The following is a 14,873-nucleotide window of genomic DNA, read 5'->3' as shown; positions in this document are numbered from 1 at the left end:
TGCGAGCCAGCGCGGCGCGTTGCGCCATGCCGCCCGAGAGTTGGGCCGGGCGCCAGTGGCGCGCGTGTTCGAGGCCGACCGCGCGCAGCGCGGCCGTCACGCGGGCTTCGCGCGCGGCGCGCGTCAGCCGCGGTTGATGCTTGAAATCGAGGCCGAAGGCGACATTGCGCTCGACGTCGAGCCAGGGCAGCAGGGCCGGGTGCTGAAAGGCGAGCGCGATGTCGGCGCGCGGGCCCTTGACGGCTTCGCCGTCGAGTTCGATGCGCCCGGCGCTGGGCGCGGCGAGGCCGGCGATCGCGCGCAGCAGCGAGGACTTGCCGCAGCCGCTGGGCCCCAGCAGCGCGACGATCTCGCCGGGCTCGACGCGCAGGCTGAGCGCCTGCAGCACCGCGCGATTCGGATAGCGCAGCGCGAGGCCGTCGATCGCGAGACGGGCGCCGCTCATGCCGCGTCGGCCTGGCGATGCCGGGCGAGCTGGGTCTTCAACTGCACCAGGCTCGGCGTGACGATTGGCACGAAGGAGGCTTCGCGCACGCGTCGCGCGGTGCCGTTCGCGCCATCGGCGCCGCGCAGGTAGCCGCGGCCGCCGACGGCCTGCACCTCCAGCGCGACGGCCGCCTCGACGGTCTCGACCAGTGCGATGCGCAGCTCGAACAACGTGGCCGGGCGGGCCAGGAAGCTACCGTCGAGCACGCCGTTCAGCAACTGGTCGCGCTGCCGGGAAAGTTGCGCGCGCACCGTTTCGATCTCGCTGGCGATGGCGCCGCGCGAGGTTTGGCCGGCTTCGCCGGCGGCGGCCAGCGCGCGGCGCGCGAGCCCCAGCGACATCCCGCATTGCAGGCCGAGGAAGGCAGGGCGCACGCGCGCGAGAAAGGCCGGCGCGTCGGCCGCGATGCGCCACGAGGCGTCGAGCACCGTGCCCTGGACGCCGAGCGCGGCGGTATTGCTGCCGCGCATCGCCACCAGGTCGAGATCCTCGCTGCGTTGCAGGCCGGGCGCGTCGTGCGGCAGCGCGAAGATCGACGGCGCGCTGCCGTCGTCGTGCTCGAACGCGGCGGCGGCGAGAAAACCCTCGCGGCGCAGGTTGGTGATCCAGGGCAGGCTGCCGTCGAGCCGGTAAGCGCCCGATGCGTCGCGCGAGGCGCGCATCTGCAGCGACTCGATCGACGACAGGTATTTCATCGCGTTCGAGAGCCCGGTGGCGCCGGCCGTCTCGCCGCCGAGCAGGGCCGGCAGCCAGCGCTCGGGCAGCGCCTCGCCGTCGGCATGCAGCAGGTATTCGATGAAGGTGCGATGTCCCCACAGCACGAAGGCGGCCGTCAGCGAATGCGTGGCGACCTGCGCGAGCGCGTCGATGGCCTCGGCGATATCGCCGCCCGCGCCGCCGGACGAGGCCGGCACGCCGATCGCGGCCACCCCGGCGCGCGCGAGGCGCGGCAGCACCTGGGCGGCAAGCGTCGCTTCGGTATCGAGCGATTCGGCGTGCTGGTCGAGCCAATCGCCGAGCGCGGCGGGCGCGGCCTCGGTCGAGAGGGAGCGGGGCGTGCTTGCGTTCATGCGGCCCGCGCCTTCGGTTCCCAGCGATAGGCTTCGAGTTGCGGGTTCAACTCGTTGCGCGCGAAATTGTTCGCGAAGTTGCAGAGCGTGGCGAGGCTTACGCCGAGGATGACTTCCAGCGCGTTCGCGTCGTCGAAGCCCGCTGCGTGGAAGGCGGCCAGCGCGTCGTCGGCCACCGCGCCGCGCGTGGCGATCACGGCGCGCGTGAAGTCGGCCACCGCGTCGAGGCGTGCGTCGGCGATGGTCGATTGATCGCGGATCGCGTCGACCACCTCGCCCGGCAGTTGCGCCTTCTTCAGCGCGACGGCCGTGTGGCCGGCCACGCAGAAGCCGCAGCCATGGATCGCGGCGGCGGTGATCTGCACGGTCTCGCGCTCGGCCAGCGACAGGCCGCTGCGGCCGTTGATGCCGGCCACGGTCAGGTAGGTTTCGAGGGCGGCCGGCGCGTTCGCCAGCGAGGCCACCAAGTTCGGCAGATAGCCGTTGGCGGCCAGCGCCTTCTCGAGAAACGGGCGGCTCGCTTCGGGAGCGGTGTCGACGGTGTGCAGCGGCAGGCGGGCCATGGTGTCCTCTGGAAAGGCGGAATCGTTCGGAGCAACCATTGTCGCGGCGCGGCAGGCGGCGGACAATGCGCGGCCGTCTGCGCTTCCTGCGGATTCGTCTCGCTGCCGGGAGATCGTGCGTGGCCGTCAGTGGACCGGCGCGTAGACCGAGGCGTCCTGCATCCGCTCGCGGCGGCAGGCGCCGGGCTGCATGCCGGTCACGCGCTTGAAGGCCTGCGCGAAGGCCGATTCCGAGCGGTAGCCGACCTGCTCGGCGGCATCCCAGGTCGATGCGCCGTGGCGCAGCAGCTCGGCGGCCACCTTCATGCGCAGCAGCGCGAGGAATTGCGCGGGCGGCTGGCCGCAGGCATCGGCGAATTGCTTGCAGAAACGCGCGCGCGACATGTGGCAGAACTCGGCCATCGAGGTGGTGGTCCAGGCCTGGCCGGGCTCGGCGATGATCGCGTTGACCAGCGGCGCGAATTCGGCGCGGCGCATCACGGCCCACAGGCCCGGCGCGAAATCGTCGGCGCTGGCGACGGTGCGCAGCGCATAGAAGAACAGCACGTCGGTGAGCCGGTCGACCAGCGGCGAGGGCGCTTCGGGCGTGCGCCGCGCCTCCTCGCGGATCAGGTCGAACACCACGCGCGCGCCGGCCAGCCGGGCATCGTCGTGGCGCGCGATGAGGTGGTCGGGCAGCAGGCCATGCAGCGCGTCGCCCAGGTCGGAGCGGAATTCGAAGAAGCCGCAGGCCAGGCCCACGCTGCCCGCCGAGGCATCCGCCTCGAGTGCCGTCATCGCGCCCAGGCGCGTGCCGAATTGCGGATCGTCGGGCGCGGTGGCCTCCGGCGACAGGCAGTGCGCCACGTCGTGCAGCAGGAATACCGCGTCGCCGGCAAGCAGGCGCGTGCTGCGCGGCGCGCGCGTGGCCGTCGCGCGCAGATGCAGCCAGCACTCGCCCTGCAGCACCAGATGGAAGCTCGCGCGCTGGTGTCCCGCCGTCGATGCCCGGTAGGCGCCGCAATACCGGCCGGCATGAAACAGGGTGCTGCGCAGTTCCAGGCCGGACAGCAGCCAGTCGGCGGCGCGTTCAACGGGAGACGTCGACATGATCGGTGCAACGGCGAAGCGCGAACAAAAAGGGAAACCAGCTTAGCGCCTGGCTTCGGCTGCACCAAGGAAGCTTTGGCGGGATGCTTATGCGTCTTGCTGATAAGCCGGCGGGCCGGGCCTCGACGCGCCGATCGTGCGGCGCGGCAGAGGAAGCCGTCTAGATTTCCTGTGCCGGCGCCGCGTGCCGCGATGCTAAGCTTCGCCGGATCTTGTCATTGACCAATGTAAATAATGGAGACTGGAGATGATCCGTTCGCAACTCTGCCTGTTGATCGTCGCGCTGCTGCCCTTCGTCTGGACCGTCTGCGCGAAGGGTCGCAAGGGTTATGACAATCGCGCGCCGCGTGCCTATCTGGCCAAGCTCGAAGGCTGGCGCGGGCGCGCCTTCGCCGCGCACCAGAATGCCTTCGAGGCGCTGGTGCTGTTCACGGCGGCGCTGGCGGTGGCCTGGCACAACGGCGCGAACGTCGCGCGGGTCGACCAGCTCGCCACGGCCTTCGTGGTGCTGCGCGTGTTGCACGGGCTGGTTTATGTCGCGAACTGGGCGGCCTTGCGTTCGCTGGTGTGGTTCGCGGGGATGATCTGCGTCGTCTGGCTGTTTTTGGTTGCGCCCTGAGCCTGGAGGGTGATCAGGCCGTGGCCGGATTGGAGCGGATTCCGGCCGTTGCCGTCGAGCGCCGACGAGCCGTTTGCGCTCAGGCCGTCTCCCGATCCGCGCCGCTCGCCACCCAGTCGCGCACGGCCTGCACGAACAGGCGCAGCGGCGCGGGTGGATGCCGGTTCGCCGGGTAGTAGAGCGCGAGCCCCGGCAGCGACACGCTCCAGTCGCGCAGCAGCGCCACCAGCCGGCCGCCGGCGAGATGCTCGCCCACCAGGCTTTCCGGCGCCCAGGCCACGCCGATTCCGGCCAGCGCCGCCTCGATCATCGAATTCAGGTTGCCGAGCGTCATCGGCCCTTCCACGTCGAGGCTGCTGGTCTTGCCGTTCGACTGGAAATCCCAGCGGAACATCGCGCCGCTCTCGAAACGGTAGCGGATGCAACGATGCTGCATCAGGTCGGCCGGCCGCGTGGGCGCCGGGTGGCGCGCCAGGTAGTCGGGCGAGGCGACCGCGATGAAGCGCATGTCGGGCCCGAAGCGCACCGCGATCATGTCGCGCGGCACGTCGTCGAACACGCGGATGCCGGCATCGAAGCCGTCGGCGACGATGTCGATCAGGCGCGTCTCGGTCACGAACTCGACGTGGATGTCGGGGTAGCGCTGCAGGAACTCGGGCAGCACGTTGCGGATCAGGATCCGCGTCGAGGTTTCCGAGGCGTTGATCCGTACCGAGCCGGTCGGGCGGTTCTGCGCGGTGGCCACTTCGTCCACCGCGTTCTCCAGGTCGCTGAGGGCTGGCCCGACCCGGCGCAGCAGATGCTCGCCGGCCTCGGTCAGCGCCACCGAGCGCGTGGTGCGATTGAACAGGCGCACGCCCAGGCGCGCCTCCAGGCTGCGCATCGAATGGCTGAGCGCCGACGGCGAAACCGCGAGCGCGCGCGCGGCGGCGCGGAAACTGCGCTGCTCGGCGATCGCGACGAAGGCCGTCAATTCGGAAAGACCGGCACGCAACATTGTTGAACTCGGCTCATCGGGTTAGGGGAAATGCGCGGGATTGTGCGCGTAGCGTAGCACCGGCGATGTGGGGTGTGTTGGGCGGGAAGGGGGCGGCGTGTCGGCGATGCGGTACAGGGCGTTCTGGCCGATGACGGCTGCCAGCCGGCCCCCGCTTGTCACCGGCGCGTGTTCATGGCGTAAGCTGGAGGACGAGCGTCGGGATTCAGGACGAATCGCGGGAGGGCCGAGGTGCAATCGGTGGCAAACCCGGCCCTTGCGTAAGGACAAGGATGCGGGATCAGTCGATCACGATCCCGGCTGTCTGTCGTAGTGTGGCTCTTGATGACGGCAACACGCTTCCGGTGCCAACGATTGAGGGCTTTGCGATGAATTTGATGTCGGATGGGAGGTTCGCTGTGCGTGATTCCTACCAGTTCGCCCGCAGGCATGCTCGCGAGATCGACGAGATCGTGCGTGCTCGTAATTTCACCTCGCCCGCTTATGTCGACGATGGCGACACCTCGTTTGACCTGACGATCCTGATCCAGCCGGCTGGCCAGCCGACGCTGCTGGATATGGCCGCGATCGCTCTCGAGTTTGAGGCACGCTGGGGCAAACGTGTTCAGTTGGTGACGCCGGACGTGCTCGGCCAGGAGAACCGCCATCTGGTGCGGGAACTGGAGGCCGTCTGATGGTGGTTGCAAAGTCGAGGCAAGAGCTTTGCGCGTTCATTGCCGATTCGATCCATATGATCGTGCATGGGCATATCCAGGGCTACGATTTCAGCAGTTTCAAGGTTGACGATTGTGTGGGAGACGGTCGTTCGGGACTTGACTCCTCTCGCAAGCCATATCGATAAGCTGGAAGCGAGCACCAGATAGCACAAGGCCCCGTCCATCGCTGGCGGGGCCTTCATGACATTCCCTGACCTAACTCGCAGCATGTATCAACAAGGGCCGTGGCTCGTGCGCCACGGCCCCGTCAAACACCAATGCCCGCTTGCGCGGGTCAGGAAAAAACACCCTCGCCGCATGGGGGGCATGACAGGCGAGGGTCAAGGGTAGAACCGTTGAATCGATACTGCGTGGAGCCGGGCACTCCCGGCTTCGACACTCAGGCGGTGACGGCCTCGCCAGCGGCAACCGGCACTTCCACGTCCTGGCGGATCAGGTAGTCGAAGGCCGACAACGAAGCCTTCGCGCCTTCGCCGACCGCGATCACGATCTGCTTGTAGGGCACCGTGGTCACGTCGCCGGCCGCGAACACGCCGGGGATCGACGTCGCGCCGCGTGCATCCACCACGATCTCGCCGTGCTTCGACAGCTCGATCGTGCCTTTCAGCCATTCCGTATTCGGCACCAGGCCGATCTGCACGAACACGCCTTCGAGTTCGATGCGCTTGGTTTCGCCCGTTTCACGTTCGAGGTAGACCAGGCTGCCCAGCTTCTGCCCGTCGCCGAGCAGTTCGGTGGTTTGCGCGCTGGTGATCACCGTCACGTTCTTCAGGCTGCGCAGCTTGCGTTGCAGCACTTCGTCGGCGCGCAGCGTCTGGCCGAACTCGATCAGCGTGACTTCGCGCACGATGCCGGCCAGGTCGATCGCGGCCTCGACGCCCGAGTTGCCGCCGCCCACCACGGCCACGCGCTTGCCCTTGAACAGCGGGCCGTCGCAATGCGGGCAGTAGGCCACGCCCTTGTTGCGATATTCGCGTTCGCCCGGCACGTTCAGCTCGCGCCAGCGCGCGCCGGTCGACAGCACGATGGTCTTGCCCTTCAGCACCGCGCCGTTTTCCAGGTGGATCTCGTTGACCTTGCCCGGGATCAGGGCCGTGGCGCGCTGCACGTCCATCACGTCGACGTCGTATTGCTTGACGTGCTGTTCGAGCGCGACCGCGAACTTCGGCCCTTCGGTTTCCTGCACGGAGATGAAGTTCTCGATGGCCATGGTGTCCAGCACCTGGCCGCCGAAGCGCTCCGCCACCACGCCGGTGCGGATGCCCTTGCGCGCCGCGTAGATCGCAGCCGCCGCGCCGGCCGGGCCACCGCCCACCACCAGCACGTCGAACACGTCCTTGTTGGCGAGTGCCTTGGCGGCGCGAGCGCTGGCGCCCGTGTCGATCTTCGCGAGGATTTCCTTCACGCTGCTGCGGCCCTGGCCGAAGTTCTCGCCGTTCAGGAACATGGTCGGCACCGCCATGATCTGGAGTGCCTCGACTTCGTTCTGGAACAGCGCGCCGTCGATCGCCACGTGGCGGATGCGCGGGTTGAGCAGCGCCATCACGTTCAGCGCCTGGACCACTTCCGGGCAGTTCTGGCAGGACAGCGAGAAATACGTCTCGAAGGAAAAATCGCCGTCGAGATTGCGAATCTGTTCGATGGTGTCCTCGTCGAGCTTGAGCGGGTGGCCGCCGACCTGCAGCAGCGCCAGCACGAGCGAGGTGAATTCATGGCCCATCGGGATGCCGGCAAAGCGGATCCCGGCAGCCTTGCCCGGTTCGCCGATGCTGAACGAGGGCTTGCGCTCGGCGTCGTCGCGGCGTTCGATCACGGCCACGCGCGGCGACAGCTCGCCGATCTCCTTCAGCAGCGCGATCAGCTCCTGCGACTTCGCGCCGTCGTCGAGCGAGGCGACGAGTTCGATCGGGCGGGTGAGCTTTTCGAGGTACGACTTCAGCTGGTTCTTGAGATTGGCGTCGAGCATGGTGATTCGGATTCCGTAGTGTTTTTGGCACCTCGCCGGAGGCGAGGAGACGTGCGGCGGGGAAGCCGCACGATCATCGGGCGCCTGATGGCGCCCGTGTACCGCTGATGCCCGCGAAACTTAGATCTTGCCGACCAGGTCCAGCGACGGGGTCAGCGTTTCAGCGCCCGGCGTCCACTTGGCGGGGCAGACTTCACCCGGGTGCGACGCGACGTATTGGGCAGCCTGCACCTTGCGCAGCAGCTCGCCTGCGTCACGGCCGATGCCGTTGTCGTGGATTTCGGCGATCTTGATTTCGCCTTCCGGGTTGATCACGAAGGTGCCGCGCAGTGCCAGGCCTTCTTCTTCGATCAGCACGTCGAAAGCGCGTGCCAGCGTTGCCGTCGGATCGCCGACCAGCGGGTACTGGATCTTGGCGATGGTTTCCGAGGTGTCGTGCCATGCCTTGTGCGTGAAGTGCGTATCGGTCGACACGCCGTAGATTTCCACGCCCAGCTTCTGGAATTCTGCGTAGCGATCTGCCAGGTCGCCCAGTTCGGTCGGGCACACGAACGTGAAGTCAGCCGGGTAGAACACGATGACCGACCACTTGCCCTTCAGCGATTCTTCGCTGACGGGAACGAAATCGCCGTTGTGATATGCGGTTGCCTTGAACGGTTTGATCTGGCTGTTGATGATCGGCATTTGCGGTTTCCTTTGAGTGAAAAGGTGATCGGGATGATCAAGAAGCGACAGTATGACGATTGCCGCCGAGCTTGGGAAATTGCTTGTTTCAATGAGACGGATCGGGATTTTCTATGTGTCCCGATTTCAGGACGGCGCACTGCGCGGGCCGGGCTGGAAAGCCGGGCGCCGTGGCGGGTGATGCTGCGATGGGCTGGGGCTGGAAGCCTTGCCGCGCGGGCTTTCGGGCGATTCCGCGTGGCCTTGGCGAGTTGAGCCCGAGGGCAACGGCGAGCGCGACGCAGTACCGCGTCGAAATGACACGAATGACGGGATTTTCGCCGATTCGCGCGGGCTCGTCCAGTCCCGTTTTCGGGCAGGACGGCGCGCATCTTGCACTGTTTGACGCGCTTGTGACGGCCCGCGTCAATATCCCGACGATTGCGTCGATATACTGCGTCCATCCTTGTACAAAACGAAATGAAACGGGGCGCGGCGATGATGGAAAAAACGTGGTTGGAGCGATGGCTTGTCATCGGCATGTCGTCGCGACGTGGGCGCGCATCGCGCATGCCTGGCGCCGCTCGATGACGGCCAATCCCCCCTCGCTCGCGATCCGCTCGCGCGCCGACGCGGTGATCGAGGCGCTGGCCGCGCACGGCACCAGCTTGGTGCCGCTGCGGGGCCGTCCCGCCGAGGCCCTCCATGCCTTCCTCGTGTTCGGCTTCCGGCAGGCCTGGGTCTGTCTGTTCGGCGGCTTGATGGTTGCGTTGCTGATCGCCACGCATTTCGTCTATCCGTCTCATGCGGCCTTGTCGCGCTACGACCTGCTGACGCTCGCGGCCGTCGCGATCCAGATCGCGCTCGTCGCGCTGCGCCTCGAAACCTGGGACGAGGTCAAGGTGATCCTGCTGTTCCACGTCGCGGGCACGGCGATGGAGGTGTTCAAGACGGCGGTCGGCTCCTGGCTCTATCCCGAGGCCGCCGTGCTGCGGATCGGCGGGGTGCCGCTGTTCACGGGATTCATGTACGCCTCGGTCGGCAGCTATCTGGCGCGCGCGATCCGCGAATTCGACCTGCGTTTCACCGGGCATCCGTCGCTGCCGGTCACGGCCGCGCTGTCGGCGGCCATCTACGCGAATTTCTTCACGCATCACTACTGGATCGACCTGCGTTACCTGCTGATCGGCCTGGTCGCCGTCGCGTTCCGGCGCTGCCAGGTGCATTACCGCGTCAGCACGCGCTATCACCGCATGCCGATGCTGCTCGGTTTCCTGCTGATCGCGCTGTTCATCTGGCTGGCCGAGAACGTCGGCACCTTCAGTCACGCCTGGCTCTATCCCGCGCAGCGCGACGGCTGGACGATGGTTTCGCCGAGCAAGCTCGGCTCGTGGTTCATGCTGACCATCATGAGTTATGTGATCGTCACGCTGGTGAGTCCGCCGCGGAGGTGGCAGGGGCAGGCCGAGGCGAAGCGGGAGGAAAGCTAGCTTGGCCGCCGCGTGATGGAGACGAGAGGCTTGCGAAGCACGGCCGCATCGCTTTCGCCACCACCAGCCGGCAATCGTCTCGCCTCCCGTTCACGCAATCGTCGCGGCGCGCGCCCCGAGCGGCGGTAGAATGCCGGTTTTCCATTTTCCGCCGCATGGCGCGCGCAGCCGGATCGACCCCGATCCAGCCGCTTCGCCCGCCCGCGGCGCGGTGCCCCGCAATGACCCATACCGACGACAAGACCCTCGACGAGCTCGACCAGTTCCTGATGTCCGACATCATGTCGGAAAACACCATGACGATCGAAATGCTCGACGGCTACCTGACCGCGATCGCGATCGGCCCGGCCACCATCGCGCCGACCGAATGGCTGGCCGATGTCTGGGGCCCGAGCGAGGACGACGCGCCTGATTTCGAAAGCTACGAGCAGGCCGAGCACGTCTTCAACCTGATGATGCGCCACTACAACGCGATCCTGCAGACCTTCGACAAGGATCCCTCGTCGATCGCGCCGCTGTTCAGCGTCAACGAGGTGGGCGAGGACGACGACGCGCACGAGTACATCGACGCCGAAGCCTGGGCCAACGGCTTCTTCCAGGGCATGGGCCTGCGCTGGGACGACTGGCAGCCGCTGCTCGAGCATCCCGAGGCCGACGAATGGCTGCGCCCGCTGCGCCTGCTGGGCGGCGACGAGCTGTCCGAGGAGGAGCGCGAGCTGGTTGCCGTGCCGGCCGAGCGCGAGAAGCTGTCGGAGCAGGTGCCGCCCTCGGTGCTGAAGATCCACGAGTTCTGGCTGCCGCATCGCGCGCCCACGCAGGAGCGCCTGCTCGCGCAGACCATCCAGCGCGACGCGCCGAAGGTCGGCCGCAACGATCCCTGCCCGTGCGGCAGCGGCAAGAAGCACAAGAAGTGCTGCGGCACCGATGACGGGCAGCCGGATTGAGCGTCGTGCCCGCGATGCGCCTGCTGCTGGCCGCTACCATCGCGTTGTCGATGTGCCGGCTCGCCGCCGCCGAGCCGCCGGTGCTCGGGCTGTGGGAGCAGTTGCCCGTCGGCGACGGTTCGGGCGGCGTGGCGGCGGTGCCGCGCGTCGACCTCGTGTTCACTGATCGCCGTATCGATGGGGACACGCGCTTCAGCGGCCTGGTCGATTCGGGCAGCCGGCTCTCGGTGCTGTGCTGCGTCGAGCTCGGCAAGGGCGACGAGACGAGCTTGCCGGCCCTGCTGAAGCGCCATGCCTGGGATCGCGATACGGCCGAGCACCTGCGCGGCATCAAGGGCTGGCACTACGTCTATGAAGCGCGGTTGGTCGAGTCCGGCGCGCGGAACCCGAGAATGCGCAAGCTGGTCGCGGATCTCGCAATGCCGCCGGCGCTATCGCCGTATTCAGCCGCGGTGATCGCGGCGCCGCTGCCCGCCGCCGAAATCGAGCCGCACTTCCAGGCCGGTGGCGCCTCGATCGTCTATCGCCTGCGAACCTCGCCGGACAAGCAGCGCGTGCTGCACGGCTTCTCGATCGATGGCGGGCCGGTGACGTTCAGCGAGGACAACTTCCCCGATTGACGGCCACGCCGGTCGCATGACCGGCGCCGCCGCCCGCCGGCGCGACCTTACTTCAACCCGAATCCCAACTCCGCCAGCGCGCTCGCCAGCCGATCGCGCCCGGACAGCGCTTCCGCCCCGCGCACGCGGCGCGATGCCTGCCCGGTCCATCCCGATTCCGGCATCTGCTGCATCTGCTGGAACGCGCTCATCGACGCGTTGTAGTCGGCCAGCGCCTCGGCCGTCTCGGCCTGGTAACGCTCCTCGTGCAGCACCAGCGGGGCCGGCAGGCGCGGCTTCACGTCGGTGACGACGTCCGGATCGGGATAGCCGATGGTCAGCCCGAACACCGCGAACGCTTCCTTGGGCAGCCCCAGTTCCTGCGCGACCGCCTCGGGCTGGTTGCGCATCCCGCCGATATAGCAGCAGCCCAGCCCCAGCGACTCGAGCGCGACCACCGTGTTCTGCGCGGCGAAGGCCGCGTCGGCCACGCCGACCAGGAACGCCTCCAGGAACTCGAGGCCGCCGCCGGGCATCTGCTCGACCTCGGACACGCGGCGCAGGCGCGACAGGTCGGCGATGAACACCAGCAGCAGCGGCGCCTTGGCGACGTGGCGCTGGTTGCCGGCGAAGCTGGCCAGGCGAGCGCGGCGCTCGGCGTCGCGCACGGCCACCACGCTCCAGGCCTGCAGGTTCGACGAGGTCGGCGCCGATTGCGCGGCGGCGGCGATGGTTTCGAGGATGTCGTCGGGCAGCGCGCGATCGGCGTAGGCGCGCACCGAGCGGTGGCGCAGCAGGGTCGCGATGACCTCGTTGACGGCCGCGTCGTCCGCGCCTTGCGCCGGGCTCCAGGCCGCGCCGTAGCGCTCGCGCAGCAGGGCGTGGCGGGAGGCGGTGGCCTGGGTCTCGTCGAGGGCCGTGGCGATATCGTTCATGACCGGGTGCATCTCCAGTACGTCGGTGAAAAAGCCGCCATGGTATGCGAGATGGCCGAGCTTTGCCGAGGCGCGCCGCGTGGGCGCCGCGCTTCGACAGCTTGGTGTCAGCGGGCCGTCAGCTCGCGTCGTGCTCCGCATCGCGCTCGACGAAGCCGCCGCAGCGGTCGCCCGGCGAGACCAGTCGGTCGAGCTTCAGGCACAGCCGGCTGCGCCCGACGCTGGCGCCGTAGCCCGAGCCGAACGAGGCCAGACCGCCGATGCGGGCCTCCAGCAGCGCGCGGTCGTCGGCCCAGTGCGCGCAGCGTGCGCAGTCCGCGCGCGCGGCGTCCGCCGGCTCCGGGGCGGCCCTGAATCGCCCGATCAAGGCGGCGACGCTCATTGGCCCAGCGTCGCCCAGTAAGGCGCGAACACATGCACCGACAACAGGTAGCCGATCACGATATTGACGGCGACGCCGGCCGTGAAGGCGATCAGCGGCCGGCTGCCGGCCGCCGACAGCGCGCCGAAGCGCGTGGTCAGCCCGATGCTGAGGAAGCCGAAGGTGAAGGCCCAGGTGCGCAGCGCCGTGATCGGCGCGACGAAGGCCGGCGTGACGACGCTGCGGTAGTCGGCCAGCGAGTAGTGCGAGGCGATCCAGGTAACCAGCGCCGAAGCCAGCACGAAGCCGATCACGAACTTGGGAAAGCGCGTCCAGATCTCGCCGGCGCGGGCCCGCGTGGTGACTTCCGCGCCGCCGTCCTCGCGATCCCAGCGGGTGGTCGCGACGATCGCCAGCACGAAGGCCCAGATGCCGATCCAGATGTCGCGGCCGACCACCTTCATCAGCACGAAGGCCTGCAGCGAGGCATCCGGCGCGCCGGCCACCGCGCCCGGCGCGTGCCGGGCGAAATCGCCATAGGCCTGGGCGGCGGCGATGCCGGCCGCGTCGGCGAATTCGGAGGTGCCGATCCAGGCGCCGGCGATGCCGGTCGGCAGCCCGAGCGCGCGCGAGATGCCGGGCAGGGCGAACACCATCACGATCGCCCAGACCACCACCAGGGTGATGGCCACCGAGGCCTGCTCGCGCCTGGCGCGCACCGCGCCGGCGATCGCGATCGCGGCCGACACGCCGCACACCGCGCCGCCCACCCCGAGCACGGCGGCGAAGCGCCGGTCGAGCTTGAGCGCGCGCGCCACCGCGTAGATCACGAAGAAGGTGGCCAGCGAGACGATGCTGGCCTGGCCGACCGCCACCGGACCGGCCCAGGCGATCAGCGTGAGCGGCAGCGTGGCGCCCAGCAGCACGATCCCCACCTTGATGTAGAACTCGACGCGCAGCGCCGGCGCGAGCCAGGCCGGCACCGTGAACAGGTTGGAGACGAGCAGCCCGAGCAGCAGCGCGATCAACGGTGGTTCGAGGTTGTAGGTGCTGGCCTGGGCCCAGGCGCCGATCGCGAAGATCACGCCCGAGGCCAGGAACAGCACCAGGAAGCCGGGCAGGAAGCGCGCCAGCGGCAGCTTCAGCGCGGCGATCGTGATCGAGAACACCAGCGCGAAGGCGACGAACAGGGCCACATACCCCCCCGCGTGCCTGCCGACGTCGGCGGCCAGTTGCGCGAGGCTGGACCACCTGGCCGGCGCGACCGCGAGGCCCTTGATGCTGCCGCCGGTGGCGAACAGCAACCAGGCCGCGAGGATCGCGAACAGGCCGATTCCCACCGCCCACCAGTCCTCCGTGCCGAACGGCCTGCCGCCGGTAGTGCCCGCCGCGAGCGTGCCGTCCTGGCTGCCGCGCGTGATCGATGTGTCGCTCATCGTATTCCCCTGATCGATTGGTCTGCCCCGCGTCGCCGGAACGCGCGCGAGGGCGCGCCCGATGCGGGGCCGGGCGTCCCTGGGCCGGTCGGCCGGCGGGTACGCCCAACGATCGAGTATGGAAGCCCGCGCAAACGCGCGGAAATGACTTATTCGACTTTGCTTATGGCCTGGCCCATGGCGCAGGCAGGCACGGCGCGCGGCTGAAAGCGAAGGGAAAGGCGCTCGCGCGGCGGCGATCGTCGTCGCCGCCGGCAGGGCATCGATTCAATGCATGTAGGTGACGTTGCGCTCGCGGGCGCGGATCTCGAGCCCGGCGTCGAGCAGCGAGATCGAGAACCAGCGCGTGAGCTTGAGCACGCCGCTGACCGAGAACGCCGGCAGCCAGTCGTTCAGCACCCGCATCGCGGCCTCGCCGCGCGTCGACTGCAGGTGCGCGATGGCCTGCAGCAGCGAGGCCTCGTCATAGGCGAGGTCCTGCGCGCAGCGGCATCGCATGTCGAGCGGGCGCGAGGCCGAGCAGGCCAGCGTGTTCATCATCAGGTCGAAGTGGTCGAGGCCGTCGGCATGCACGCCGGCCTCGAGCAGCACGTCGCGCCAGGTGTGGGCGGCGCGCGCGCCGGCATTGGCGTTCGAGCCGCAGCCGGGATGCAGCCAGGTTCGGACCGCGCTCAGCACGACGCGTTCGGCGGTATCGGGATCGCCCGCGAGCGGGTCGTCGAACAGCGATGGGCGGCCCGCGGCAAGTCGGGTATCACTCATGGCACCTCCAGAAGCTTCCAGGGGTTCGGGTTAGGCGGCATCGGGCACGGCCCGCCGCCGCTGGGCGCCGCGTCTCGGGACGCGGCACGGATCGGGGACGGCGACGCGCCTCAGCGCTCGCCGCCTTGCGCGGCGGCGCGCGGCGCCGGCCGCCATTCGCGCACGAAGGCCTCGCG

Annotated in this window: 16 protein-coding genes; 5 read left to right on the top strand and 11 right to left on the bottom strand. The window is 68.6% G+C overall.

Annotation, left to right across the window (positions count from 1 at the left end; translation table 11 throughout):
- The 4 genes from F3J18_RS30085 to F3J18_RS30070 form a co-directional block, all read right to left on the bottom strand.
- Window positions 1–445: ATP-binding cassette domain-containing protein (locus tag F3J18_RS30085; protein WP_166915804.1), on the bottom strand; the 445-nt coding region annotated here is incomplete at its 3' end.
- On the bottom strand, window positions 442–1,557 hold the full coding sequence (locus F3J18_RS30080) for an acyl-CoA dehydrogenase family protein (RefSeq protein WP_166915802.1): 1,116 nt from the start codon (window positions 1,555–1,557) through the stop codon (window positions 442–444). The genes F3J18_RS30080 and F3J18_RS30085, both read right to left, overlap by 4 nt.
- Window positions 1,554–2,120, bottom strand: a complete 567-nt coding sequence (locus tag F3J18_RS30075; RefSeq protein ID WP_025099943.1) for a carboxymuconolactone decarboxylase family protein — start codon at window positions 2,118–2,120, stop codon at window positions 1,554–1,556. Before F3J18_RS30075 ends, F3J18_RS30080 begins: the two co-directional genes overlap by 4 nt.
- Window positions 2,121–2,246: 126 nt before the next feature.
- Window positions 2,247–3,209: an AraC family transcriptional regulator gene (locus tag F3J18_RS30070; protein WP_025099944.1), complete on the bottom strand. Its 963-nt coding sequence runs from the start codon at window positions 3,207–3,209 to the stop codon at window positions 2,247–2,249.
- A 247-nt stretch (window positions 3,210–3,456) separates the two neighbouring features.
- Here F3J18_RS30070 and F3J18_RS30065 point away from each other — a divergent pair, with 247 nt between their 5' ends.
- A complete protein-coding gene (locus tag F3J18_RS30065; RefSeq protein WP_166915800.1) occupies window positions 3,457–3,828 on the top strand; it encodes an MAPEG family protein in 372 nt (123 codons plus the stop codon).
- 79 nt (window positions 3,829–3,907) lie between these two features.
- On the opposite strand, the gene F3J18_RS30060 is transcribed toward F3J18_RS30065, so the two are convergent.
- Window positions 3,908–4,825, bottom strand: a complete 918-nt coding sequence (locus F3J18_RS30060; RefSeq protein ID WP_166915798.1) for a LysR family transcriptional regulator — start codon at window positions 4,823–4,825, stop codon at window positions 3,908–3,910.
- A 272-nt stretch (window positions 4,826–5,097) separates the two neighbouring features.
- Between F3J18_RS30060 and F3J18_RS30055 the strand changes: the two genes are divergently transcribed.
- Window positions 5,098–5,499, top strand: coding sequence for a hypothetical protein (locus F3J18_RS30055; RefSeq protein ID WP_025099947.1), 402 nt, complete (start codon window positions 5,098–5,100; stop codon window positions 5,497–5,499).
- A gap of 421 nt (window positions 5,500–5,920) precedes the next feature.
- Here F3J18_RS30055 and ahpF read toward each other — a convergent pair whose 3' ends face one another.
- Entirely contained in the window at window positions 5,921–7,507 is a 1,587-nt protein-coding gene (gene ahpF / locus F3J18_RS30050; protein WP_166915796.1) for an alkyl hydroperoxide reductase subunit F, read from the bottom strand.
- A gap of 120 nt (window positions 7,508–7,627) precedes the next feature.
- Window positions 7,628–8,191, bottom strand: a complete 564-nt coding sequence (gene ahpC, locus F3J18_RS30045) for an alkyl hydroperoxide reductase subunit C (RefSeq protein ID WP_013690079.1) — start codon at window positions 8,189–8,191, stop codon at window positions 7,628–7,630.
- A 566-nt stretch (window positions 8,192–8,757) separates the two neighbouring features.
- Here ahpC and F3J18_RS30040 point away from each other — a divergent pair.
- The 3 genes from F3J18_RS30040 (at window position 8,758) to F3J18_RS30030 (ending at window position 11,224) form a co-directional block, all read left to right on the top strand.
- Complete coding sequence (locus F3J18_RS30040) at window positions 8,758–9,660, top strand: DUF817 domain-containing protein (protein WP_166915794.1); 903 nt, start codon at window positions 8,758–8,760, stop codon at window positions 9,658–9,660.
- Window positions 9,661–9,881: 221 nt separating this feature from the next.
- Entirely contained in the window at window positions 9,882–10,604 is a 723-nt protein-coding gene (locus F3J18_RS30035; RefSeq protein ID WP_025102179.1) for a YecA family protein, read from the top strand.
- Window positions 10,601–11,224, top strand: coding sequence for a hypothetical protein (locus F3J18_RS30030; protein WP_166915792.1), 624 nt, complete (start codon window positions 10,601–10,603; stop codon window positions 11,222–11,224). Before F3J18_RS30035 ends, F3J18_RS30030 begins: the two co-directional genes overlap by 4 nt.
- Window positions 11,225–11,271: 47 nt before the next feature.
- On the opposite strand, the gene F3J18_RS30025 is transcribed toward F3J18_RS30030, so the two are convergent.
- From F3J18_RS30025 to F3J18_RS30010, 4 genes are all read right to left on the bottom strand, one after another.
- Window positions 11,272–12,138: an NADPH-dependent oxidoreductase gene (locus F3J18_RS30025; RefSeq protein ID WP_166915790.1), complete on the bottom strand. Its 867-nt coding sequence runs from the start codon at window positions 12,136–12,138 to the stop codon at window positions 11,272–11,274.
- Between the two features lie 118 nt (window positions 12,139–12,256).
- On the bottom strand, window positions 12,257–12,520 hold the full coding sequence (locus F3J18_RS30020) for a hypothetical protein (protein WP_166915788.1): 264 nt from the start codon (window positions 12,518–12,520) through the stop codon (window positions 12,257–12,259).
- The gene (locus F3J18_RS30015; RefSeq protein ID WP_166915786.1) at window positions 12,517–13,935 is read right to left on the bottom strand and encodes a putative sulfate exporter family transporter; all 1,419 of its coding nucleotides are present in this window, start codon (window positions 13,933–13,935) and stop codon (window positions 12,517–12,519) included. Before F3J18_RS30015 ends, F3J18_RS30020 begins: the two co-directional genes overlap by 4 nt.
- A 267-nt stretch (window positions 13,936–14,202) precedes the next feature.
- The gene (locus F3J18_RS30010; RefSeq protein ID WP_025102174.1) at window positions 14,203–14,697 is read right to left on the bottom strand and encodes a hypothetical protein; all 495 of its coding nucleotides are present in this window, start codon (window positions 14,695–14,697) and stop codon (window positions 14,203–14,205) included.
- Window positions 14,698–14,873: the final 176 nt, after the last annotated feature.

It is taken from the genome of Burkholderia sp. Ax-1720 (assembly GCF_011753035.1).
In the GTDB taxonomy this organism is placed as follows: Bacteria; Pseudomonadota; Gammaproteobacteria; order Burkholderiales; family Burkholderiaceae; genus Burkholderia; species Burkholderia gladioli.
This window is presented reverse-complemented; position numbering and strand designations above follow the sequence as displayed.

What these genes read in the sequence shown, in the direction of transcription:
- ahpC (WP_013690079.1), bottom strand. Translation starts at nt 8,191, where the DNA reads ATGCCGATCATCAACAGCCAGATCAAACCGTTCAAGGCAACCGCATAT.
- F3J18_RS30010 (WP_025102174.1), bottom strand. Translation starts at nt 14,697, where the DNA reads ATGAGTGATACCCGACTTGCCGCGGGCCGCCCATCGCTGTTCGACGAC.
- F3J18_RS30035 (WP_025102179.1), top strand. Translation starts at nt 9,882, where the DNA reads ATGACCCATACCGACGACAAGACCCTCGACGAGCTCGACCAGTTCCTG.
- F3J18_RS30055 (WP_025099947.1), top strand. Translation starts at nt 5,098, where the DNA reads ATGCGGGATCAGTCGATCACGATCCCGGCTGTCTGTCGTAGTGTGGCT.
- F3J18_RS30075 (WP_025099943.1), bottom strand. Translation starts at nt 2,120, where the DNA reads ATGGCCCGCCTGCCGCTGCACACCGTCGACACCGCTCCCGAAGCGAGC.
- F3J18_RS30080 (WP_166915802.1), bottom strand. Translation starts at nt 1,557, where the DNA reads ATGAACGCAAGCACGCCCCGCTCCCTCTCGACCGAGGCCGCGCCCGCC.
- F3J18_RS30070 (WP_025099944.1), bottom strand. Translation starts at nt 3,209, where the DNA reads ATGTCGACGTCTCCCGTTGAACGCGCCGCCGACTGGCTGCTGTCCGGC.
- F3J18_RS30020 (WP_166915788.1), bottom strand. Translation starts at nt 12,520, where the DNA reads ATGAGCGTCGCCGCCTTGATCGGGCGATTCAGGGCCGCCCCGGAGCCG.
- F3J18_RS30025 (WP_166915790.1), bottom strand. Translation starts at nt 12,138, where the DNA reads ATGAACGATATCGCCACGGCCCTCGACGAGACCCAGGCCACCGCCTCC.
- F3J18_RS30015 (WP_166915786.1), bottom strand. Translation starts at nt 13,935, where the DNA reads ATGAGCGACACATCGATCACGCGCGGCAGCCAGGACGGCACGCTCGCG.
- F3J18_RS30065 (WP_166915800.1), top strand. Translation starts at nt 3,457, where the DNA reads ATGATCCGTTCGCAACTCTGCCTGTTGATCGTCGCGCTGCTGCCCTTC.
- F3J18_RS30060 (WP_166915798.1), bottom strand. Translation starts at nt 4,825, where the DNA reads ATGTTGCGTGCCGGTCTTTCCGAATTGACGGCCTTCGTCGCGATCGCC.
- ahpF (WP_166915796.1), bottom strand. Translation starts at nt 7,507, where the DNA reads ATGCTCGACGCCAATCTCAAGAACCAGCTGAAGTCGTACCTCGAAAAG.
- F3J18_RS30040 (WP_166915794.1), top strand. Translation starts at nt 8,758, where the DNA reads ATGACGGCCAATCCCCCCTCGCTCGCGATCCGCTCGCGCGCCGACGCG.